The sequence below is a fragment of the Bacillus sp. hwrm1 genome (assembly GCF_040207805.1).
In the GTDB taxonomy this organism is placed as follows: Bacteria; Bacillota; Bacilli; order Bacillales; family Bacillaceae; genus Bacillus; species Bacillus velezensis.
Map to the genome: position 1 here is coordinate 3145407 of NZ_CP157943.1, position 22925 is coordinate 3168331.

Annotated in this window: 19 protein-coding genes and 1 pseudogene; 6 read left to right on the forward strand and 14 right to left on the reverse strand. The window is 47.2% G+C overall.

Features of this window, described 5'->3' with window-relative positions; all coding sequences use genetic code 11:
* Positions 1–52: 52 nt before the first annotated feature.
* The 3 genes from ABK447_RS15715 to ABK447_RS15725 form a co-directional block, all read right to left on the reverse strand.
* Positions 53–1456: an amino acid permease gene (locus ABK447_RS15715; protein ID WP_012117176.1), complete on the reverse strand. Its 1404-nt coding sequence runs from the start codon at positions 1454–1456 to the stop codon at positions 53–55.
* 333 nt (positions 1457–1789) lie between these two features.
* A complete protein-coding gene (locus ABK447_RS15720; RefSeq protein WP_007409269.1) occupies positions 1790–2659 on the reverse strand; it encodes an SDR family oxidoreductase in 870 nt (289 codons plus the stop codon).
* Positions 2660–2738: 79 nt separating this feature from the next.
* Positions 2739–3842: a citrate synthase/methylcitrate synthase gene (locus ABK447_RS15725; protein WP_100001332.1), complete on the reverse strand. Its 1104-nt coding sequence runs from the start codon at positions 3840–3842 to the stop codon at positions 2739–2741.
* A gap of 109 nt (positions 3843–3951) precedes the next feature.
* Between ABK447_RS15725 and ABK447_RS15730 the strand changes: the two genes are divergently transcribed.
* The gene (locus tag ABK447_RS15730) at positions 3952–4827 is read left to right on the forward strand and encodes a LysR family transcriptional regulator (RefSeq protein ID WP_007409271.1); all 876 of its coding nucleotides are present in this window, start codon (positions 3952–3954) and stop codon (positions 4825–4827) included.
* A gap of 68 nt (positions 4828–4895) precedes the next feature.
* Here the strand turns inward: ABK447_RS15730 and ABK447_RS15735 are convergent, their stop codons facing one another.
* Positions 4896–5720: a C40 family peptidase gene (locus ABK447_RS15735; RefSeq protein ID WP_012117174.1), complete on the reverse strand. Its 825-nt coding sequence runs from the start codon at positions 5718–5720 to the stop codon at positions 4896–4898.
* Between the two features lie 459 nt (positions 5721–6179).
* Here ABK447_RS15735 and ABK447_RS15740 point away from each other — a divergent pair, with 459 nt between their 5' ends.
* A complete protein-coding gene (locus ABK447_RS15740) occupies positions 6180–7559 on the forward strand; it encodes an alkaline phosphatase (protein WP_100001330.1) in 1380 nt (459 codons plus the stop codon).
* A gap of 37 nt (positions 7560–7596) precedes the next feature.
* Here ABK447_RS15740 and ABK447_RS15745 read toward each other — a convergent pair whose 3' ends face one another.
* Positions 7597–9003, reverse strand: coding sequence for a SpoVR family protein (locus ABK447_RS15745; RefSeq protein ID WP_100001327.1), 1407 nt, complete (start codon positions 9001–9003; stop codon positions 7597–7599).
* Positions 9004–9107: 104 nt separating this feature from the next.
* Here ABK447_RS15745 and ABK447_RS15750 point away from each other — a divergent pair.
* The 3 genes and pseudogenes from ABK447_RS15750 to ABK447_RS15760 all read left to right on the forward strand — a co-directional run.
* Positions 9108–10687, forward strand: a pseudogene (locus ABK447_RS15750) (mechanosensitive ion channel); the annotation flags it as partial.
* 134 nt (positions 10688–10821) lie between these two features.
* Positions 10822–11256 carry a nitric oxide-sensing transcriptional repressor NsrR gene (gene nsrR / locus ABK447_RS15755; RefSeq protein ID WP_007409277.1) on the forward strand — a complete coding sequence of 145 codons (435 nt, stop codon included), beginning with the start codon at positions 10822–10824 and terminating at the stop codon, positions 11254–11256.
* 178 nt (positions 11257–11434) lie between these two features.
* The gene (locus tag ABK447_RS15760; protein WP_100001325.1) at positions 11435–12883 is read left to right on the forward strand and encodes a LysM peptidoglycan-binding domain-containing protein; all 1449 of its coding nucleotides are present in this window, start codon (positions 11435–11437) and stop codon (positions 12881–12883) included.
* 44 nt (positions 12884–12927) lie between these two features.
* Here ABK447_RS15760 and ABK447_RS15765 read toward each other — a convergent pair whose 3' ends face one another.
* Positions 12928–13251: a DUF3889 domain-containing protein gene (locus ABK447_RS15765; RefSeq protein ID WP_003155332.1), complete on the reverse strand. Its 324-nt coding sequence runs from the start codon at positions 13249–13251 to the stop codon at positions 12928–12930.
* Between the two features lie 190 nt (positions 13252–13441).
* On the opposite strand from ABK447_RS15765, the gene ABK447_RS15770 reads away from it, so the two are divergent.
* Positions 13442–13684, forward strand: a complete 243-nt coding sequence (locus ABK447_RS15770) for a YhdB family protein (protein ID WP_003155335.1) — start codon at positions 13442–13444, stop codon at positions 13682–13684.
* A gap of 13 nt (positions 13685–13697) precedes the next feature.
* On the opposite strand, the gene ABK447_RS15775 is transcribed toward ABK447_RS15770, so the two are convergent.
* The 8 genes from ABK447_RS15775 to ABK447_RS15810 all read right to left on the reverse strand — a co-directional run bounded on the left by ABK447_RS15775 (position 13698) and on the right by ABK447_RS15810 (position 22918).
* Positions 13698–14222, reverse strand: coding sequence for an NADPH-dependent FMN reductase (locus ABK447_RS15775; RefSeq protein ID WP_039252202.1), 525 nt, complete (start codon positions 14220–14222; stop codon positions 13698–13700).
* Positions 14219–14866, reverse strand: a complete 648-nt coding sequence (locus tag ABK447_RS15780) for a response regulator (protein ID WP_020955565.1) — start codon at positions 14864–14866, stop codon at positions 14219–14221. Before ABK447_RS15780 ends, ABK447_RS15775 begins: the two co-directional genes overlap by 4 nt.
* Positions 14866–16002, reverse strand: coding sequence for a GAF domain-containing sensor histidine kinase (locus ABK447_RS15785; RefSeq protein ID WP_014417287.1), 1137 nt, complete (start codon positions 16000–16002; stop codon positions 14866–14868). Before ABK447_RS15785 ends, ABK447_RS15780 begins: the two co-directional genes overlap by 1 nt.
* 145 nt (positions 16003–16147) lie before the next feature.
* The gene (locus ABK447_RS15790) at positions 16148–17890 is read right to left on the reverse strand and encodes a phospho-sugar mutase (RefSeq protein ID WP_039062836.1); all 1743 of its coding nucleotides are present in this window, start codon (positions 17888–17890) and stop codon (positions 16148–16150) included.
* A gap of 139 nt (positions 17891–18029) precedes the next feature.
* Positions 18030–19697, reverse strand: coding sequence for a glycerol-3-phosphate dehydrogenase (gene glpD / locus ABK447_RS15795; RefSeq protein ID WP_003155341.1), 1668 nt, complete (start codon positions 19695–19697; stop codon positions 18030–18032).
* Positions 19698–19835: 138 nt separating this feature from the next.
* Positions 19836–21326 (reverse strand): glycerol kinase GlpK, encoded by a 1491-nt coding sequence (gene glpK, locus ABK447_RS15800; protein WP_007409284.1) that lies wholly within the window; start codon positions 21324–21326, stop codon positions 19836–19838.
* Between the two features lie 16 nt (positions 21327–21342).
* The gene (locus ABK447_RS15805) at positions 21343–22170 is read right to left on the reverse strand and encodes an MIP/aquaporin family protein (RefSeq protein ID WP_015239469.1); all 828 of its coding nucleotides are present in this window, start codon (positions 22168–22170) and stop codon (positions 21343–21345) included.
* 172 nt (positions 22171–22342) lie between these two features.
* Positions 22343–22918, reverse strand: a complete 576-nt coding sequence (locus tag ABK447_RS15810) for a glycerol-3-phosphate responsive antiterminator (protein ID WP_007409286.1) — start codon at positions 22916–22918, stop codon at positions 22343–22345.
* Positions 22919–22925 lie beyond the last annotated feature (7 nt).

Consider the following 22925-nt stretch of genomic DNA (forward strand, 5'->3'; position numbering starts at 1 on the left):
TCAATATGTTTCATTATTCCGAAAAATGAAAAGGAGCGGCGGGTGCCGCTCCTTACAAATCCCCGTTTAATTTCGAATGCTTTCTCGAATATAAGAAATAAATCACCAGACCGATGATCAGCCAGATAAAGAAACGGAATATGGTGGTGGCGCCAAGGTTAATAATCAAAAACACGCAGAACAGAATGGACAATATCGGAATAAAGGGAACCCCCGGACATTTAAAAGCCCTTGGCAGATCAGGCTGTTTCTTTCTCAATACGATAACCGCCACGGAAATCAGGACAAATGCGGCAAGCGTGCCGATGTTCACCAGCTTCGCCAGTTCATCAAGCGGGACGAGCGAGCCGAGTAATGCCGACAGGATGCCGAACACCCATGTCACCACGTGCGGCGTTTTATGCTTCGGATGGACTTTTGAAAGCGCCCCCGGCACCAAACCGTCACGGGACATGGCAAACATCACCCTCGTCTGGCCGTACAGCATGACGAGCATCACCGTTGTCATCCCCAACACTGCGCCGATATCAATAATCCCGGCCACCCAATTCTGTCCGGCCATCTGCAGGACGAGAGACACGGGATGGTCAACGCCTTCAAAGCGGGCAAACGGAACGACGCCCGTCATAATCGCCGATACGGTCACATACAGCACGGTGCAGACGATTAATGAAAAGATAATTCCTTTCGGCAGATCCTTCGCCGGATTTTTCGTTTCTTCAGCGGCGGAAGAGACGGCGTCAAAACCGATAAAAGAGAAGAAAACGAGCGCCGCGGCACTGAAAACACCGCCGAACCCCATCGGTATAAACGGCTGCCAGTTGTGAGGTTTGACATATACGGCCGCAACGGCGATAAACAATAGAACAACCAGAACCTTCAAAATGACCATAATATTATTGACCCGCTTCGATTCCTTAATGCCTAAGTAGAGAAGGAATGTAATCGCAAGCACGATAACAAATGCGGGGAGATTAAAGAATGTGACCGTGCCTTTAATAGATCCCGGCGCGGCCGTTAATGCGGTCGGAAGATGAATGCCGAAGCCCGCCAAGAATGATTGAAAATAGCCGGACCACCCGACCGAAACCGCGCTGACGGCGAGCATATATTCCAAGATTAAATCCCATCCGATGATAAACGCGAGAAGTTCACCCAGTGTCGCATAAGTAAACGTGTAGACGGAACCTGAAACCGGGACGCTTGAAGCAAATTCAGCATATGACAGAGCCGCAAATAAACACGCAAGAGCGGCGATGACAAATGAAACGGTCAGCCCCGGCCCCGCCGTGACAGCGCCTGTTCCGGTTAATACAAAAATCCCCGTTCCGATGATGGCCCCTATCCCCAGAAGGGTCAAATCAAAGGCCCCTAACTCTCTTTTCAGCGACTTTTCCCCGCTCGTTGCGGCAAGCAGGTCCTGAATGCTTTTCTTTCTGAATACGCTCCCCTTCATCTGCTTCACTCCTTGTAAACCAATATATGTTAGAATATTCAGATAACAATAGCAATAATGACTAAATTCTTATTTTTCGCATGAAATGTTTCAGCACATCATTCCTTTCTCCTATGTCATATTATAGCGAAAAATATAAAAATGAAAATAACTTTTTTGAAAATTCTATATATTATTTTTAGTTTTCATAAAACAGAACTCAGCGGATTCTCCACTGTGAAATATTAACATTAGTGATTCAGCTGGAGACTTCCATTTTTTGAAAATCGTATTCATATGTACGTTCAAATAAAAATCCCGCCCTTTTTAAAAGCGCGGGATAAGACTTGCGTATTATGTTGAAATAAATCTGCCGCCATTCACGTGAATGGTTTGCCCCGTCATATAGGAAGATTCATCTGAAGCCAGAAGCACGTAAGCTCCGGCGTGTTCCGCAGGCTGTCCCGGTCTTCCCATCGGAGTGTCCAGACCATGCTTTTCCACCTTTTCTTCAGTAAACGTTGCCGGAATCAGGGCGGTCCAGATCGGGCCAGGGGCCACCGCATTTACTCTGATCCCCTGATCGGCCAATGACATCGCCATTGAACGCGTAAAGGAAACGATGCCGCCTTTCGTGCACGAATAGTCGATCAATGATGTGTCTCCCTGATAAGCGGTAATAGACGTTGTATTAATGATGGCGCTCCCTCTTTGCAGGTGGGGCAGCACGGCTTTTGTCATATGAAACATGGAAAACATGTTTGTACGGAATGTCTTCTCCAGCTGTTCAGCTGTAATATCAAGAATCCCGTTTTGCGGATGCTGCTCAGCCGCATTATTAACGAGAATATCTATTTTTCCGTAGTGATCTAAGACTTGCCGGACCGCCTTCTGACAATGCGCCTCATCACCGACGTCTCCCGGAATTAACAGGCATTCGGCCTGGTATTCTTCCGCACGCTTTTTCGTTCTCTCAGCATCGGCATGTTCGTCTAGGTACAGGATGGCAAGATCCGCTCCTTCCTTCGCGTAAGCGATCGCAGCCGCTGCGCCGATGCCGCTGTCTCCGCCCGTGATGACGGCGACTTTTCCTTTTAATCTGCCCGACCCTTTTACATCCGGGTCCTCCAAGAGCGGTTTCGGCTCCATGTCTGACTCAATGCCGGGCTGGCGCTTTTGCACCTGCGGCTTTTGTCCTTCCGTCTGTCTGTCCATCGGATTCATATTCTCACACTCCTGCAATTGGTATTACTGAGACGATACCACGCAGCGCGGGGAGTTAAACGGACAAATATGCCGGTGATTAAAGCTGCTGAGCCGTTTCGGGAAAAGCGCCGGTGTATTTCGCAGACGGCCTGTAAATCATGTTGTCAGCGGACTGTTCAAGCACGTGTGCGCACCAGCCTGCCATTCTGCTTGCTGAAAAGGTCGGCGTAAATAAATCATTGTCGACATCAATGGCCTGCATCACAGCCGCTGCGTAAAACTCCACATTCGTATACAGCTTCCGTCCGGGCTTATATTGCTCTAACAGGCGGATGGCTTCCTTCTCCACATAAAGCGCCAAGTCAAGCGACGGATCATTTCCCGCCACTTCTTCAGCCTTTATACGCAGCGCTTCCGCCCGCGGGTCTTTTGTTTTGTACACCCTGTGCCCGAAGCCCATCAGGCGTTCTCCCCTCATAAGCTTCGCTGCCAAATACGCTTCTGCATTTTCTTTTGTCCCGATGTCTTCAAGCATTTTCGTGACGCCTGAAGGCGCGCCTCCGTGCAGCGGCCCTTTCATCGTACCCAGTGCGGCAGTGACGGCAGACACTAAGTCCGATTCAGTCGAAACGGTGACTCTCGCTGAAAAAGTCGATGCATTCATCCCGTGCTCCATCGCCAGAATCATATACGTTTCAAGCGCTTTCTTTTGGGCTGCGGACGGCTGCCTGCCTGTCAGCATATACAAATAGTTTTCAACGTGTCCGTATCGCGCCACAGGTGACAACGCTTCCTGCCCTTGTTTACGGCGGTATCTGTACGCAATAATCGTCGGTGTGACGGCAATCAGTTTAATCGCTTCTTCCGGCTTGGGCGGATATGTAAATGAATCTGTGCCCAAACCTGAAACAGCCGTTCTCAGCACCGCCATGTCGTCCATTTCATCCGGAAGCGTTTCCAGTAAGTCGATCAAATGTTTCGGAAGCCCGCGCTCGGCTGCAAGTTCTTCCTGAAACGCAAGCAATTGCCGCTCATCAGGAAGCGCCCCGTTCAAAATGAGATACGCCGCTTCTTCAAAACTGAATTGCAGCGCGATATCCTTCGCATCATAGCCGCGATATATTAAATGCCCCTTTTCTCCGTCAATGTGGCTGATAGCCGTTTCTGCACAAGTAATCCCTTTCAATCCACGATAAATCAATTTCATTCCCCCTTATCCTCTTTCTGTTATTATAGTAAATATAATATTTAAAAAATAATGAATATTTTTAAGGGAATTAATTAAAACTTTTAATCAGAGGAGTGCATCTATGGATTTTAAATGGCTTCACACCTTCGTCACCGCGGCAAAATATGAGAATTTCAGAAAAACGGCGGAAACGCTTTTTTTATCTCAGCCGACCGTCACCGTTCATATAAAATTATTAGAGAAAGAAATCAGCTGCAAGCTGTTTCAGCGAAGCGGCCGGAAAATACAATTGACGGAAGAAGGAAAAGCATACGTGCCGTTTGCCATGAGGCTTTTGGAAGACTATGAAAACAGCATGGCGGAACTGCACAGGGTGCGCCAGGGCTACTCGCACACGCTGACACTCGCTGTTTCGCCGCTTATCGCCGACACCGTTCTCCCGTCTGTCATGAAGCGTTATACAGAGGACAATAAAGAAACCGAAATGACGGTCACCATTTTCGAATCGGAAGAAATCGCCTCTCAAATCAGAAACGGCTCAGCCGATATCGGACTGAGCTGCTTAAAGGTGCAATCATCTTCCCTCACTTGCCGCCCCCTGTACAATGACCCCGTTGTCCTCGTCGCGCCGCCCGGCCGAAAACCCGGAACAGGGAAGGCGGATGAAGTGAAAGACCTGTTCGGACAATATCTGCTTTTGACCCATAACCATCCTGACTATTGGGATGATTTGCTCCGCCAGGTCAGAATACAGTTCCCTTTCGTCAGGACAATGAAGGTGACACAGACGCATATTACGAAACGATTTATTAAAGAGGGGCTGGGTGTCTCATTTCTGCCGCTGTCAGCAGTACGGGCCGAACTCGCCGCAGGCAGCATGATTGAAATTCCGTGCGAATTCGCCCAGATGCCGAGCGCGGGCGCGTACGCCATCGCCCTCTATGAAAATGAAAAAAAGAAAACCTTTTTAGATTTTTTATCACATTTTCATTTTTAGGTGAAACAAATGGAGCTCTGTCCCGTCTAAATAAAAAACCCGTTCTGATGAACGGGTTTCTATCGCTGCTAGAATCTTTTCGCGCCAAGATAGCGAGGTTTCCAGTAGCTGTTATTCAGATCACTTGTTGTGACGCCGTCAGAACCGGCATGGATGAACTTGTTGTTTCCGATGTACACACCCATGTGTGAAGGGCCGGCCTGATATGTTGTAAAGAAGACGAAGTCTCCTCTTGACGGGCTGGACACGCTCTTCATTGAGCTCCAGTATCCCGCAGTGCTCGTTCTGCCGACACTCGTCTGTTTGTTTAGCAGGTACCAAATAAATCCGCTGCAGTCAAAGCCGGAAGTTGTTGTTCCGCCCCATACATACGGCGTCCCGGTTAAAGATTGCGCATCAGAAATCAGCTTGTTTACATTCAGGCTCGTCTGTGCAGCATTATGGCTGGATGAAGGCTGCTTTGATGACGAAGATCCTGAAGACGTTGAACCGGAAGTTGATCCCTTTACTTTAAGAACTTGTCCGATGCGGATCAGGTCCGTTTTTAAACCGTTTAAACTTTTTAATTGGTTTACCGTCATTTTGTATTTATTCGCAATTTTCCAAAGGCTGTCGCCTTTTACGACTTTATATGTAGACGATGATGACTTGCTGCTTGAGCTTGAACCTGAGGATGATTTACCGTTAATCGAAAGCGTCTGACCGATGTAAATGATATCCGATTTTAATTTGTTCTCAGATTTAATGGAATTAATTGACGTTCCATACCGATTTGAAAGTCCCCATAATGTATCGCCTTTTTTTACCTTAATCGTTTGCGCAGATGCCGCGCCCGCAAACAAAGTCGTCCCCAAAACCACTGCCGTTGTTGCTGTAACAAGTTGCTTTTTCATATTTTCCTCCCTGAATGATTCTATCTATTTTATGTGTCTCTTTTTTAAAGTTTTTATCTGTTTCCTATTATAAGGTTCAATTTCCACTAGAAATAGACTTGACTTCCCGTGACAAATTTCTTACTAATTCGTTTTAGAAAAAAGTTTTTAAGGGTATTAAATATTTCAATTTGATTTCAAACGTGACGAAAAACAAGTCAATTTGTCATGTTTTTTTCCTGTGATCCTCGTATTTTGGAAAAACAAAGCAGTTCATTTTCCAAATAACCCCTTGTTAAAAAAATCCTCGTCTTTTTCAAAAAAGTGAATGGTTTTCACTCTTTCTTGAAAACATAACATTACACCGGAATTTACATTTCTAACAATGTTTCACCTGAAATTTACAGGAGGAACAGGCGCTCTTTACAAACACCCCCTACCATTAGACATGCAGACACGATTAAAGGAGGACGAGTGAGAATGAGTCTATTTAAACAGGTTCGATCAAAACTTCTGCCGGCGGCAGCCGTATCCGTGCTGACAGCCGGTCTGATTGCGGGCGCGGTGCTTCAGCACTCCGAACAGGCTGCGGCAAAAAAACAGCCTGACAAAAACGAGATCAGAAACGTCATCTTCATGGTCGGCGACGGAATGGGCGCTCCCTATATGAACGCCTACCGTTCGGTCATTAACAAAGGAAAGCCTTCGGATGGTATGAAACTGACGGCATTCGACCCCAATCTCACCGGTATGATGATGACTTACCCCGACGATCCTGATTCCAATATTACCGATTCCGCGGCGGCAGGCACGGCAATGGCCACAGGCGTGAAAACGTATAACGCGGCGATCGGAGTCGATAAAAAAGGAAAGCGGGTAAAATCCGTCCTCGAAGAAGCGAAACAAAGAGGGAAATCCACCGGACTTGTCGCAACTTCGGAGATTGCCCACGCCACCCCTGCGGCATTCGGAGCCCATAACAAATCCCGAAAGAACATGGATGACATCGCAAGCAGCTACTTTGATGACCGCATCAACGGAAAACAGAAAGTCGATGTGCTCCTCGGAGGCGGCAAGTCAAACTTTATCCGTAAAGACCGCAATGTAACAAAGGATTTCAAAAAAGCGGGATACAGCTACGTGACATCAAAACAGGAGCTCAAAAAGGATCGTAACAAGAAGATTCTCGGCCTGTTTGCCGATGGCGGACTCGACAAAGCAATCGACCGCTCAAACGCCGTCCCTTCATTAGAAGACATGACAACGGCGGCGATCGACAGGCTGAACAAGAATAAAAAAGGGTTTTTCTTAATGGTCGAAGGCAGCCAAATTGACTGGGCGGGACATGACAATGATATAGTCGGCGCAATGAGTGAAATGAAGGATTTTGAAAAAGCGTATAAAGCAGCGATCGCATTTGCCAAAAAGGACAAACATACGCTTGTCGTTGCCACGGCTGATCATACCACCGGCGGATTGACGATCGGCGCGAATGACGATAAAAACTGGCATGTTGAACCGATTCTTGCCGCAAAAAAAACCCCGGCATTTATGGCTGACCAAATCAAAGCGGGCAAATCCGTATCTTCCGTGCTTGCGCATTATACAGACCTGAAATGGTCAAAAGCGGAAATCAAACAGATCGAAACGGCCGCAAAACAGGATGCTGACAAGAGCATCTACAAAGCGATCATTAAGCTCTTTAATGCGAAAACCAACAGCGGCTGGACAACCGGCGATCATACAGGCGAAGAAGTTCCCGTTTACGCATACGGTCCGGGAAGAGAGTCATTTACGGGGCTTTTAAACAACACGGACCAGGCCAAAAAGATTTTTCACATCCTGAGACACGGAAAATAAAAAAGGATGCGGGGGTTTCCCCGCATCCTTTCTTCTTTTACAGATATCTCCGGTGCACTCCTTTGCCGTCATACGAAAACATCACTTCTCTGTCTTCAAGAACAGATTCGATGTGCACGCTCCTGCCCCACAGCTGGTACAGATACGGCAGCACTTTCTCCAAATATTTCAGATCAAGCTCAATTCCCTCATACCAATGTTTAATATAAAGTTCATTATTCTTCAGGTAATCCCCGTCATTGACGGTCAGATAAGGAAATCCCCCGTTGACCCGCATGTTCACGAGCTGGTCGCGCACGGCCTTCCATTCTTTGTCGATCACTTTATAGTCCCTGCCCTGTTTTTGGAATAAATACAAATCCTCACGCATCACGAGATCTTTCGTCAAATAATTGCGGATAAATGATATATCCGATTCAATTTCCCTGACCTCAAACATTTTTTCGCGTCCGGAACCGGACTTTACTCCTGTTTTTTTCATTTCATCTGTCGGGTTGTCATAACGCTCTTCGATGTCTTCAAAAATTTTCAGCCCTAAATAATACGGGTTGATTCCCGTTTTTGACGGCTGAACGACGCCTGCGTTCAGCTTCGCAAATTCGATGGCTTCATCTGAAGTCAGGTCAAGCTCGCGGATAATCCGCTGATGCCAATAGGATGCCCAGCCTTCGTTCATGATTTTCGTTTCCAGCTGCGGCCAGAAATACAGCATTTCTTCTCTCATCATGGTTAAAATGTCACGCTGCCACGGTTCAAGCTCCCGCGAATGTTCTTCGATAAACAGCAGAATATCTTTTTCCGGCCGGGGCGGAAACGGTTTTTTCCCTTTTTTCTTTTTCACCTGCTTCGGCTTATCCATTCCCCATAAATCATCGTAAGGCGATGACGCGGTTTCTTCTTCGTCCTCCTCTTCGTCATCGACGCTCCACAGCAGCTTCGGCCTGACGAGCGACGGATCGATATGCTCCTGAACCGCTAGAATGGCATCTAAAAAGGACTCCACCTCTTTTATCCCGTGAATTCTTTCATAATGCTTAATCCGCTCCGCTGCAGCCGCCATACTCTCAACCATGTCCCGGTTCGTATTTTGAAAGCGGCAGTTATGTTTGAAAAAATCACAATGGGCAAGAACATGGGCTACAATTAATTTATTTTGGATCAGCGAATTGCTGTCCAGCAAAAAAGCGTAGCAAGGGTTGGAATTAATGACAAGTTCATAAATTTTGCTCAAACCGAGATCATAATGGAGTTTCATCTTGTGAAATTGTTTGCCGAAACTCCAATGGCTGAATCTCGTCGGCATGCCGTACGCGCCGAATGTATAAATAATCTCAGCCGGACAAATTTCATATCTCATCGGGTAGAAATCAAGGCCGAAACCCTTCGCAATGTCGGTTATTTCCTCAATTGCCCGCTGTAAACCTTTTGTCTCCTCCGCGTTCAACCGAATCCCCCCTACTTGGACTTATTTATAATGTATGACCCCTCCTCTCAAAAGATGAAATAACAGACCGGTTTCCGTCTGAAAACTTTCGGCACATCCGCCCCGTTTGCTTTATCTGTAAGTGGGTAAAACACACACCATACCCCAAAAAGAAAAGGAGCGATTCTACTTGAATACAGCAGACATGCTTACGACGTATCTCAGCAAACTCCCGAATCTGATCATCGCACTGCTCGTCCTGCTTATCGGCTGGGGCATTGCCAAAATCATTGAAAAAGCCGTATACAAAGGCCTGCAAAAAACAAAAATCGACGACAGGCTGTTCGCCGAAAAAAAGCCGGCGCGCTATTCCTCAGAAAAAGTCATCAGTAAAGTCATTTATTTTATCGCATTAATCATCGTTTTTATTCTATTCTTTAACATTCTGCATCTGACAACCGTGGCTTCGCCTTTTGTCAGCATGCTGTCAGCGATAACGGCGGCTGTGCCGAGCATTTTAAAAGCCGGCCTGATTCTGCTGTTGGGCTGGGCGGCCGCTTCGCTTTTCAGCTATCTCGTCAAAAAAGCGGGCATGAAACTCGCTGAAAACGGCCGGCTCAGAAAATGGACAATGGTGTCTGAAGAAGCGGAGATGAGCAGATCCGTTACGGCCGCTTCACGAATCGTTTTTTACTTCGTCTTGCTCTTGTTCCTGCCCGGCGTCTTGGCCGCTCTCCAAATCAGCGGAGTATCAGGGCCGTTTACAAATATGATCCAAAGCGTTTTGTCCTTTATACCGAAATTATTCGCCGCGGCGCTGATTGTTTTAATCGGCTGGCTTGTTGCCCGTCTCGTTCGTGATATCGTCACAAACTTTCTGGCGAGTATCGGCACGGAAAGGCTCGCCGCACGTATGGGGCTTTCTATATACCTGAAGGATACAAGCCTGTCGGCAATCATCGGAACGATTGTCTACGTGCTGATTTTCATTCCGGTGATCATTTCTGCGCTTGACCGGCTTGATGTGGCGGGTATTTCTGAACCGGCGTCAGCCATGCTGCACACGGTCTTCACAATGCTCCCTAATATCATCATCGGTATCGTGCTGATCATCGCCGGCATCTGGATCGGAAAATGGGTCAACAGCATTGTATCCGGGCTCTTGCACCGGGCCGGTTTCGACTCTCTTCTCGGTAAAATGGGCTTTGAACAGACGGGTACCCCGAAGCTGACGCTTTCTCAGACGGTCGGCATGATTGTTCAGATCATCATCGTCCTGCTCTTTACGGCAGAGGCGCTGCAGCTTGTCCATCTTGAATTTCTCGTTGTTATCGCAACAGGTATTATCGCTTACCTGCCTAATGTTCTGGCCGCTGTATTTATTCTCGGAATCGGGCTTTTGGCCGGACAGCTCGTCAGCAGGCTGCTTGCCGGCATGCTGAGCGGAAAGGAATTCAGATTCCTGGCGCCGCTTGCGAAATATACCATTATCACTCTTTCAATCTTTATGGCGCTGGATCAGCTCGGTGTCGCCGACACGATCGTAAATGCCGCGTTTATTCTGATTCTGGGCGGTTTCGCGCTTGCCTTCGGACTTTCATTCGGTCTTGGCGGAAAAGAATTTGCCTCCCGTTATCTCGCAAAATTGGATCGCAAAATTGAAAAACATCAATCGGCTGACGATCGGAAGCCGCCGATGTCTTAACGAAAAAAACGTGCGCTCAGAAGGAGCGCACGTTTTTTTTTTTGAGTTAAGGGGGCAAATTCCTTTTTTTTCATTTTAGATTCATATATGATAGACTGTAACAGAAGCAAAATCTCTTTTTTCGAGGTCATTCTATGAAATTAACGAACTATACCGATTATTCTTTACGCGTTTTGATTTTTTTGGCTTCCAGACATTCCGACGAACTTTCCAACATAAAAGAAATCGCAGATACTTATTCCATCTCTAAAAACCACCTCATGAAAGTCATTTACCGCCTCGGCCAGCTCGGGTATGTCGAAACGATCCGGGGCCGGGGAGGCGGAATCCGATTAGGAATGACACCGGAAGACATAAACATTGGAGAAGTCGTTCGAAATACAGAAGACGACTTTAACATCGTAGAATGCTTTGACTCCCAAAAAAATCTCTGTATCATATCTCCCGCCTGCAACTTAAAGAACCTTCTGAATGAAGCCCTGCAAGCTTACCTGGCCGTTTTAGACAAATATACGTTAAGGGATCTGGTCAAAAACAAAGAGGAGATTATGAGACTGCTCAGAAGCTGAAGGAATGCCCGCATTCCTTCTTTTTTTATGCCGGCATAAGAAAAAAGGACTATTTCTATTAATATGATAAACGATTGCAGACAAGTGCCGATATAAAGATTATCATTACTGATATCCTCACCTTGCGGCTGCAACGAATGGGGATAGTAAAATCATCGCAGGAAAAGGGAGATTCATTATGAAAAAAAAGGTAGCGGTCGGTTTGACTGCATCTGCGATCGTCGGGTCTGCGTTAGCTGTAACACCGGCAGAAGCACAAACGATTAAGGTTAAAAGCGGAGATTCATTATGGAAGCTTGCCCAAAACTACAATACGAGCGTGGATGCCATTACATCAGCGAATCATCTAAAATCCACCGTTATTTCTATCGGGCAGACGCTCAACATTCCTAACGGCAAATCAGATTCCGGCAGCAAAAAGCCATCTTCAAAGAACAGCGGCACGACTAAAAGTGTCTATACAGTGAAAAGCGGCGACTCGCTGTGGCTGATCGCATCTGATTTTAAAATGTCCGTACAGGAACTGAAAAAATTGAACGGTCTGACAAGCGACTTAATCCGCGCCGGACAGAAGCTGCAAGTGACGGGGAAAGTTTCCTCAAGCACCGATCAGAAAAAAACCACGCCGGGCAGCAGCTCAAACAGCAGCAAAAATCAGTCATCATCTTCCGGGACGTATAAAGTCAAACTCGGCGATTCACTATGGAAGATCGCAAACAGCGTCAATATGACCATTGCGGAACTTAAAGTATTAAACAACTTAAAAACGGATACGATCTACGTAAACCAAGTCCTGAAAACAAAAGGAACGTCTTCTTCGGGAAACACGCCGTCAAAAGACAATTCAAACCAAAATAAAAACCAGACGCAAACGTCCTCTTATACAGTAAAAAGCGGAGACTCACTCTGGAAAATCGCAAACGCATACAATATGACGGTTCAGCAAATCAGAAGCATCAACAAACTGACGTCAGACATGCTGCGGGTCGGACAAGTGCTTAAGCTGACCAAAACGTCATCTTCCGGCTCTTCACCGTCAACTCCGAACCAGTCCGGAGATACAGGGAAAACCACTACATATACCGTGAAAAGCGGGGATTCTTTATGGGTGATCGCCCAAAAGTTCAATGTGACCGCCCAGCAGATCCGCGAGAAAAACAATCTGAAAACAGATGTTCTTCAAATTGGACAAAAGCTGACGATTACCGGGCAGCAGACAAACACGACACCGAATCAGTCCGGCAACACAGGCGGCACAGGTTCAACAAGCGCGAAGATTAATGTAATGATCGATGCCGCAAAAGCTCAGCTGGGCGTACCGTATGTATGGGGCGGGACAACGCCGAGAGGCTTTGACTGCAGCGGTTTCATTTATTACGTTCTCAATAAGGTCACTTCTGTATCCAGACTTTCAGCCGCAGGCTACTGGAATACGATGACATCAGTCAGCCAGCCGGCTGTCGGTGACTTTGTCTTTTTCTCAACTTATAAAGCCGGACCTTCCCACGTCGGTATTTATCTCGGGAACGGCCAGTTTATTAATGCCAACGATTCGGGTGTCGTTATTTCCAGCATGAACAATTCCTATTGGAAACAGCGCTACCTCGGCGCAAAACGTTTCTTCTGATATCTGACAAGCTGTACGGCCTCAATTAGGCTGTGCAGCTTTTTTTACAGTCTGAAAATATTAATGCTGATCACATGTTTTGTCACCGGATGGAAATACACTTCAGCACGGGATGAAAACGTTTCTTTTGCTGTTTGCACCGTTACGCGAAACACATCTTTCGTCTGCTCCCGGTTCACTTTTGTACGGCCCATGTACGAATAATCGGTAAGCTCGGCCCCCTTGTATTCACGTTCAAGCTGGTTCCATGCGAGCTGCTCCCATTTTTCAACTGATGGATCAAGGTGTTCTGTATGCCCTTTTTCAGCGATAGAGGCAATGAGAATGCCGCAAAACAAGAGGGCAAGCGCAAATGGAAGGGATTTCATCTTTATGTTCTCCTGAGTCGTTTTTTGTCAATCTTAGCGTGTCCAAAGAAGAGACGGATATGCGGTTTTATTTTATGTCTCCCTCATATTGCTATGCCGCAGTGATAAGGCCACCAACTTTTCCCCCGTTGCATCGGTCTTCGACGGCATAAACTAACGGAGAACTTCTCATTGAAAGGAGAAGCGTTAGATGGATCATGCCGATTATGACAAAGCCTTGTATTACACACACCGGTCTCAATGGGACAATTTGTTAATTTTGATGGTTCGTACAAAAGATGATTTATTATCAAAGCGTATTGAGCACTTTCTGCACGCGTATCATTTCGAATATGATCATGCGGTGCTTGAAAAAGAGCTGTATTCTCTTCTCGGGTATATTGATCATGCGACAGAGCTCGCTTATGAAGATCAATTAGCCATGCTAACATAAAACAATCCCGGCGTCAGACGCCGGGATTTCTTGTGTTTGTGAACATATTCAGCTCTTCAATCATCTCTTTCAGGCTGACCGCCATATCCTCAGATACGGTCCGGCGCTCCATGTCAATGTGAATCGGGTCTAAGACCAGCTGTTTCGGGATGACATTTGCATAAACGCCCCGCATGACCGTCCGCATATTCGCCAGCGCGTTCATGCCTCCTTTTCCTCCGCCCGCCGCGGCAATGATTGCCACCGGTTTGTATGCCCAGTGATCGCTGCTTAAAAAATCGATGGCGTTTTTTAAAGCGCCGCTCATGCCGCTGTGATACTCGGGAGATAATAAGACGACGGCCGCCGACTTTTTCACCTGCCGCCTTAACTCTTGCACTGCAGGCAGCTCGTTCTGTTCTTCTTCACCGTTATAAAGCGGCAGTTCACTTTCGCTCAAATCAATAAAATCGGTATGAAACCGATCTCTTATATAAGAAGCGGCAATTCTAGTCCGCCCGTTTTTTCTCGGTGTTCCGCTGATCACTAATATGCTCATGATTTTACCGCCTTTCCAAAAACATTATATTTTACCGCATACAATGCCGCCTGCGTCCGATCGGAAAGATTCAGCTTTGACAGCAGGTTGGACACGTGGGTCTTCACTGTTTTTTCTGAAATAAACAGTGCCGCCGCAATTTCCTTATTGCTTTTTCCTTTGGCTATTTCTTGAAGAACATCTTTTTCACGAGGGGTCAGCTGATCATATTTTTCCTTATCCTGATCATCCTGAACCATATGGGTCAGCACGTGAGGCACAATATCCGCCGACAGCCGGTAACGTCCGGAATACACTTCCCGGAGCGTTTTCACTAAATCATCGGGCTGGGCGTCTTTCAGCTGATACGCTTTTGCGCCGGCTTTAAGGGCGGGAATGACATGCTCCTGATCAGAATAGCTCGTCAAAACGACGATACTGATGTCCGGGAATCGTTCCGCCGCAATTTTTGCCGCTTCTATGCCGTCCATATCAGGCATTGATAAATCCATCAGAATGATGTCCGGCTCCGTCTTTTCAGCTTGCTGAAGCGCTTCAGCACCGGTGGACGCCTCACCGACAACTTCAATGTCTTCCTGAGTGGCGAAGAAATAGCGCAGTCCTTTGCGGACAACGTGATGATCATCAGCAATCACAATTTTCATCAATCAGACCTCCTGTCCCGAAACGGAAGCCGAACGGAGACAATCGTTCCGGCGCCAAGCTCAGATTGCAGTGTAAAGCGGCCGCCGATTGCTTCAGCCCGCGCTTTCATGCCGGCCACGCCGAGCGATGGGAGCACAGCATGCGCATCAGCGCTGAAGCCCGCTCCACGGTCGCTAATATGAAGCTCTGCGCAATCCGGCTTTTTGACGGCGGAAATGATAACCCGGTCCGTTCCCGCATGCTTTTTACAGTTATTCAAGGCTTCCTGGGCGATCCGCCAAAGCGCGTGTTCCTGTTCATCTGTAAGCTCCAGCTCATCCTCCATTTCACAAACGGCTTCCAGGCCGATAAGAGCGGCATAGCTTTTGATCGACGCATACAGCCCTTTCGTCAAACTTTCCGGCTTCAGCTGCCAAATAAGCGCCCTCATTTCTGTTAGCGCATCCTGAGACAGCTCTTGAATAAACGTAATCATCTGCCGGAGCCGATCATCATCTGTAAAGCTCTTTGCGGCTTTTGCCGTTAAGCTGACAGAAAACAGCATCTGATTGACGGAATCATGCAGCTCTTGCGCAAGTCTGCTTCGTTCCATCAACAGGGCGTTCTGCTGCTCAAATTCGGCCAATTTCATCCGCTGAATCGCCGTTCCGATTTGAAATGCAACCGCTTCAAGCAGATGCAATTCTTCTTCGTTGAAAAATGTCTTTTCGCTTGCGGCGACGTTTAATAAACCGAACTTCCGGCCGCCGTCCTCAAGCGGTACGGTCGCATGATGGGTAATGCCCTCCGTATCGCGGCAGTTCGTCGTCTGTTCCGCAAATTCAATCCGTTTACAATTCATTATGTTTACGGCCTTTGTCAATCCGCCATTGCTGAATTTGGTCAGACAATAGCATTCCCCGCTGCACATGAGTGCATTTTCCCGCTGACCGAGAGCCGGCGGTAAATAAGCGGATGCGGCGAGCGTATAAGATCCGTCCGGCTCAATCAGAAAAATCCACCCTGTCTGCAGCCCGGTCAGGCTGAGCAGTTCGCGAAGCACTTTATCAAGCGCTTCCTTTAAATCGTGGCTTTGGTTTAAGGTTTCCGCAATCGCTTTTAACGTTTTTAACGTTTCTACCGTCGTTTTCGTCAATTTCCCTCACTCCGGCCAATCAGAATTATCCATATTATATCAATTCTTTTCTGTATATTCCTTTGTTTTCAGCATGAATTTTCCTCATACTTTCGGATGAGGCGTATAAAAAAACCGCCGGATGTCGCTTCCGGCGGTTTGTTGTTTATTTCGTTTTTTCCACTATGCCATCCACCGTTTTCATGACAGCTTCAGATAATGCGGCAAGACGCTGTTCGCTGTCTTGTAAAGAAGTTCCCTTCACGGCGAAATAGAACTTCACTTTCGGCTCCGTTCCCGATGGACGAAGGCAGAACCAAGAGCCGTCTTCAAGGAAATATTTCAGGACATTTGACTTCGGCAGATCAATATCTTCTTCATGATGATCGGCAAATACAGTCCGTTTTCCCGTTGAATAGTCTTCAGCCTGCGTGATTTGTTTTCCGGCCATCTGCTTCGGCGGATCGTTTCGGAAGGAAGTCAGGATAGCGGAAATCTGCTCTGCTCCCTGTTTTCCTTTTAACGTCAATGACTTCAAGCCTTCACGGTAATAACCGTATTCTTTAAAAATGGACAGCAGCGCGTCATAAAGCGACATGCCCTGCTTTTTATAAAAGGCGCATACCTCGACGGCTAACAGTGCAGCCTGTATCGCGTCTTTGTCACGCGCGAAATCGCCGATTAAGTAGCCGTAGCTTTCTTCATACCCGAACTGGAACGTGTATTGGCCTGATTTTTCATATTCTTTGATCTTTTCACCGATAAATTTGAAGCCTGTCAGTGTGTCAACCGTATCTAATCCGAACGATGAAGCGACGGCGCGGCCCAATTCGCTCGTGACAATCGTTTTCATGACGACACCGTTTTCAGGAAGGGCGCCCTGTTTTTTCTTCTCGGAAAGCAGGTAATGCAATAAAAGCGCGCCTGTCTGGTTTCCCGTCAGCACTGTGTACTTGCCTTCGCTGTTTTTTACCGCAATGCCGAGACGGTCGGCATCCGGGTCCGTAGCGACAAGAATATCGGCATTTTGTTCTTCTCCGAGCTTAATGGCATATTCGAATGCCGCGTGCTCTTCCGGATTCGGCGATTTGACGGTTGAAAAATCCGGGTCCGGCAGCTCTTGCTCCTTTACGACGGTGACGTTTTTGTAACCGAGTGCTTCGAGACCGCGGCGCACCGGTTTATTTGCCGTGCCGTGCAGCGGAGTGAACACGACGCTGACATCCACTTCATCCGAAAGCTCGGGATGTACGGAGATGGAAGTCAGTTTTTCAGTATATGGTTTATCAATTTCTTCACCGATTATTTTAATCAAACCTTTTTCTTTCAGCGACTGTTCATCTTCAACTTGAATCGTTAATTCATTTTCTATGGCATTCACTTCCGCAATGACGATGTCCGCTTCTTTCGGCGGCAGCTGTGCGCCGTCATCGCCATACACTTTATATCCGTTATATTCAGGCGGGTTATGGCTGGCCGTCACGACGATACCGGCATAAGCGTTCAGCTTTCTCACCGCAAAAGACAGCTCAGGCGTCGGGCGGAGCTCATCAAATACGTATGTTTGAATGCCTTGGGAAGCAAGGGTTTTTGCAGCTTCCATCGCAAACTCAGGAGATTTATGACGGGAGTCGTATGCGATCGCAACCCCTCTTTTTTTCGCGTCTTCCCCCTGTTTCGCGATATACGCCGCAAGTCCGGCGGATGCTTTGCGGACCGTGTAAATATTCATCCTGTTCGTACCCGGCCCGATTTCTCCTCTCATGCCTCCTGTTCCGAACTCAAGATTTTTGTAGAAAAAATCTTCCAGCAGCTGCTCGTTTCCTTCTGCGTCCGCCAATAATTTTTTCAATTCTGAATCTAATTGTTCGGCCTGATTCCAGCGTTCGTAACTCTTACTCCAACTCATGTTCGTCCTCCTATAATTTCAGCTTATGACCATATTTTAATATGAAGCGGCTGCCCGTGTCACTTGATAACTTAACCAAATGCTTTATGTAAAAAGATAAAAGAAGGGCTCATGCCTTTTCGGCACAGCCCTCCGGTTATTATTGTTCGAGCGGAACAACCGCGTCGTGCAGCAGCGTATTTAACCACTCAGTGTGTTTTTCTTTCGTTTCGTCATTCCATTGGAATCGGTCGCTCATGTAATCAATCACGGCTGTTTTATACGTTTGCACCCATTTGATGTCGAAGAACAGTCTTCCCGTTCTGCGGACGAAGAAATCGGCAGGTGTCGCAGCCATTTCTTCTTCGATGCTGTAAGCCGCTTCCGCCAGAATGTGAACCGGAATCTGGCGTTTTTCCGCTTCGTCTTTCAGACCTTCAATCCGGCTGAATACATTTTCAACGTTAGAGCCGTATCTGATGGCTAACTGCTTAGCGGTTTCCTGTGATAAACCGATTTTCAAGCCGTCTTTTGTCTTTGCTTCCACAAATGACTCGAAGTTTTTAGAGCCGCCGACATGTCCGCCGGAAATCGGCATCGTCTTCGTCTTGCAGCCGCCGAAGTCCTGGCCGCCCTCTTCTTTCAAGCGGTCGCGGACAAGATCGACAATGTGCTCAGCCATTTTACGGTAGCCCGTCAGTTTTCCTCCGGCGATCGTAATCAGGCCTGATTGAGATGTCCAGATTTCATCTTTACGGGAGATCTCAGACGGGTCTTTCCCTTCTTCGTGAATAAGCGGTCTGAGGCCGGCCCAGCTTGATTCAATATCGTCCGCCGTAATGTTCAGTTCCGGGAACATATAATTGATGGAGCTGACGACATAATCGCGATCCTGCACCGTCATCCGCGGGTGCTCAAGTTTTTGTTTGTAAACCGTATCGGTCGTACCCACGTATGTTTTTCCTTCACGCGGAATGGCGAACACCATCCGGCCGTCCGGCGTATCAAAGTACACCGCCTGTTTAAGCGGGAATACGGATTGGTCGAATACGAGATGGACCCCTTTTGTGTGCTGAAGATGTTTTCCGCTTTTGCTGTGGTCTTTTTCTCTCAGCTCGTCGACCCACGGACCTGTCGCATTGACGATTTTTTTGGCGTAAACTTTGTATTCCTTGCCTGACAGCAGATCTTCAATTAAAACGCCGACAACTTTTCCTTTTTCATAAAGCAGTTCTTTCACTTTAGAATAGTTGACAGGCTCCGCACCGAATTTAACGGCTTCTTTCATGACTTCAATCGTCAGTCTCGCATCGTCCGTCCGGTACTCTACATAATAGCCTCCGCCTTTTAAGCCGTCTTTTTTGACGAGCGGCTCTTTTTGCAGCGTTTCTTTAGCAGACAGCATGCTTCTGCGCTCTGATTTTTTTACTCCCGCTAAATAGTCATACACACGCAGGCCGATGGAAGTAGAGAATGAACCGAACGTGCCGCCTTTATGAAACGGCAGCAGCATCCATTCCGGCGTCGTGACGTGCGGGCCGTTTTCGTACACGATGGCACGTTCCTTACCGACTTCTGCAACCATTTTGACTTCAAATTGCTTCAGATAACGCAAACCGCCGTGGACAAGCTTTGTGGATCGGCTTGATGTGCCGGCCGCAAAATCCTGCATTTCGCTCAAAGCGACTTTCATTCCCCTTGAAGCAGCGTCAAGCGCCGTACCGGCACCCGTAATACCTCCGCCTATAATAAACAGATCGTATGTTTTTTTAGTCATGTCTTCCAGCATATGATCCCGTTCCAAACTTGAAAATTGGTGATTCATCATTACGTTTCCTCCTTGTTGTCACGGTATAGAAAAAGAGACCACAACAGCCAAAGCGCATGTCATCACTTTGGTGCTGTGGTCTCTCCTCATCTCAGGACCGTTCCTATTAACTTGTTTTCAGTATACCACATTTTTATCTTATTTAAAAGCCATAGCTGCATTTACTGCTTTTTTCCATCCGCCGTACAATTCATCGCGTTTTTCATCTTCCATTTCCGGTTTGAATTGCTTATCAAGGTTCCATTGATCAGCGATTTCAGTGCTGTCCTTCCAGTAGCCGACAGCGATTCCGGCCAAATACGCAGCACCGAGCGCCGTCGTTTCATTAATTTCCGGACGTTCGACCGGCACATCAAGCAAGTCGCTTTGGAACTGCATGAGGAAGTTATTTTTTACCGCTCCGCCGTCTACACGCAATGTTTTTAAAGAGATGCCTGAATCAGCCTCCATGGCATCAAGCACATCTTTCGCCTGATAAGCGAGAGATTCAAGCGTAGCCCGGATAAAATGCTCCTTCGTCGTTCCGCGTGTCAGGCCGAAAACTGAGCCGCGCACGTCACTGTCCCAGTACGGTGTGCCTAATCCGACGAAAGCGGGCACGACATAAACACCGTCAGCGGAATCCACACGCTCTGCGTATGTCTCGCTTTCTTTTGAATCTTGGAACATCCGCATGCCGTCTCTCAGCCATTGGATGGCAGAACCTGCGACAAAGATGCTTCCTTCCAGTGCATACTCGACTTTTCCGTCTAATCCCCAGGCGATTGTCGTCAGAAGGCCGTGATCAGAAGTGATGGCTTTTTCTCCGGTATTCATCAGCATAAAGCAGCCTGTGCCGTATGTGTTTTTCCCCATGCCTTCTTCAAAGCACGCCTGACCGAACAGCGCAGACTGCTGGTCTCCGGCCGCTCCCGCAATCGGAATGTTTTTACCGAAGAAATGATAATCAACCGTTTTCGCGTACACATGAGAAGACGGTTTCACTTCCGGCAGCATTGATTTCGGCACGCCTAAAATATCAAGCAGCTCGTCATCCCATTTTAATTCATGTATATTAAACATCAGCGTTCTTGAAGCGTTGGAATAATCCGTTACGTGCGCCGCCCCTCCGGACATTTTCCAGATGAGCCATGAATCAATCGTTCCGAACAGAAGACTTCCGTTTTCCGCTTTTTCCCGCGCGCCTTCTACATTGTCAAGAATCCATTTGACTTTCGTTCCTGAGAAATAAGGGTCGATCAAAAGTCCCGTTTTTTCTCTGAATGTATCATTATATCCTTTTTCACGAAGCTCTTCGCAAATGCCGGATGTTTGTCTCGATTGCCAGACAATCGCATTGTATACCGGCTTTCCGGTATCTTTATCCCATACGACCGTCGTTTCCCTTTGGTTCGTGATGCCGATACCGGCAATTTGATCAGCGCTGATTCCGGACTCGGAGATCACAGTCGCGATAACGGCGAGCACCGATCCCCAAATTTCGTTCGCATTGTGCTCCACCCAGCCCGGCTGAGGGAAATGCTGTGTGAATTCCTTTTGAGCGGAATGCACGATTTTTCCTTCTTTATTAAAAAGAATCGCTCTTGAACTTGTTGTGCCTTGGTCAATTGATAAAATATAGGTCTCCATGATGCCGCTCTCCTTTTTAAATATATTCAGAATTTGATAATGTTTTCTGTGATTGAGATTTCTTGGTATAAATATAGAGTATGAAAAGCACTACAACCATTATAACGCTTACAAACCAAAAGCTAGGTGTCACATTTCCTTTAAACGCGGCATTGTAAAATACGCCGCCGAACGCACCGCCCATGATCGGACCGATTACGGGAATCCAGGCATATTTCCAATTTGACGGCCCTTTTTTCGGAATCGGCAAAAAGGCGTGAGCGATTCTCGGCCCCAAATCCCGCGCAGGGTTGATCGCATATCCGGTCGTCCCTCCAAGAGAAATCCCGATGGCAACGATGAGGAATCCGACAATCAGCGGGTTCAGCCCTTTTGTAAATTCATTCGCTCCGATTGCCAAAATGCCGAGCACAAGCACAAACGTACCAATGACTTCACTTATCATATTCCCAAATGTATGAGGAATACTCGGGCCGGTCGAGAAAACGCCCAGTTTAGCGGCCGGATCATCCGTCGCCTTCCAATGCGGCAGATAATGAAGGTACACAACAACCGCACCGATCATTGCTCCGATCATCTGTCCTGCAATATAAACAGGGACCTCTTTCCAAGGAAAGCTGCCTTCAAGCGCAAGGCCTATCGTTAAAGCCGGATTCAAGTGGGCGCCGCTGATGCTGCCGACGGCATATGCCGCCATGGCTACTCCCAATCCCCAGCCGAATACAATAACAATCCATCCGGATTGGTATGAAAGCGATTTCTTTAAATTGACTCCCGCACAAACGCCGCCGCCGAAAATAACAAGCAGCATTGTACCGATTACTTCTCCCCAAAATGCTGTCATCATCATTCCTCCTAAATGACATAATAGCAGGTTTGACAGAGTTATAGAGAATAAAAAACCCACAACAAACCGCTTTACGCTTTATTGCTTCCGTAAAGAGCTGTTGTGGGTCTCCGGGTCTCCATCACATAGTATTAACCTAGGTCTATTGTAACAATGGGTGTAAGCGGTGTCAATCTTTTTTTGTCATAGAATGTTCATATTTAGCCCATAGGTCGGTGTCTGAAGTCGTCACGGCCGTGGCTCCTGCCTGCAAGGCGTTTTCAACGTCCTGCTCCGTGCGGATGAAGCCGCCGGCAAAAATCGGAATCCCCGTCATTTCTTTAATTTCTCTGATTAAAGTCGGAACGATGCCCGGGAGAACCTCGATAAAGTCAGGCTTATGCTTTCCGACGAATTCCATGCTTTTCTCCATGGCGCTCGTATCTAAGAGAAACAGACGCTGGATCGCGTATATTTTCTTTTGTTTCGCTTTGACGATGACTGATGATCTCGTCGAAATGATGCCCGCGGGCCGGATATCCTGGCAAATGAACTCCGCACCGTATTCATCATGCTTAATGCCGTGGATTAAATCGACGTGAACCATCAGAAGTTTTCCGTGTTTTTTCGCTTCATTCACGACACCTTTTAATTGACCGAGGTGGATATCTAAAATGACGCCGTATAAGAACGGACTTTCTAAAAATGCATCGAATTGCTTCATGTTCCGGATTGCCGGTAGAATCTGCTGGTTGTGAAAACTCATGTTTTAC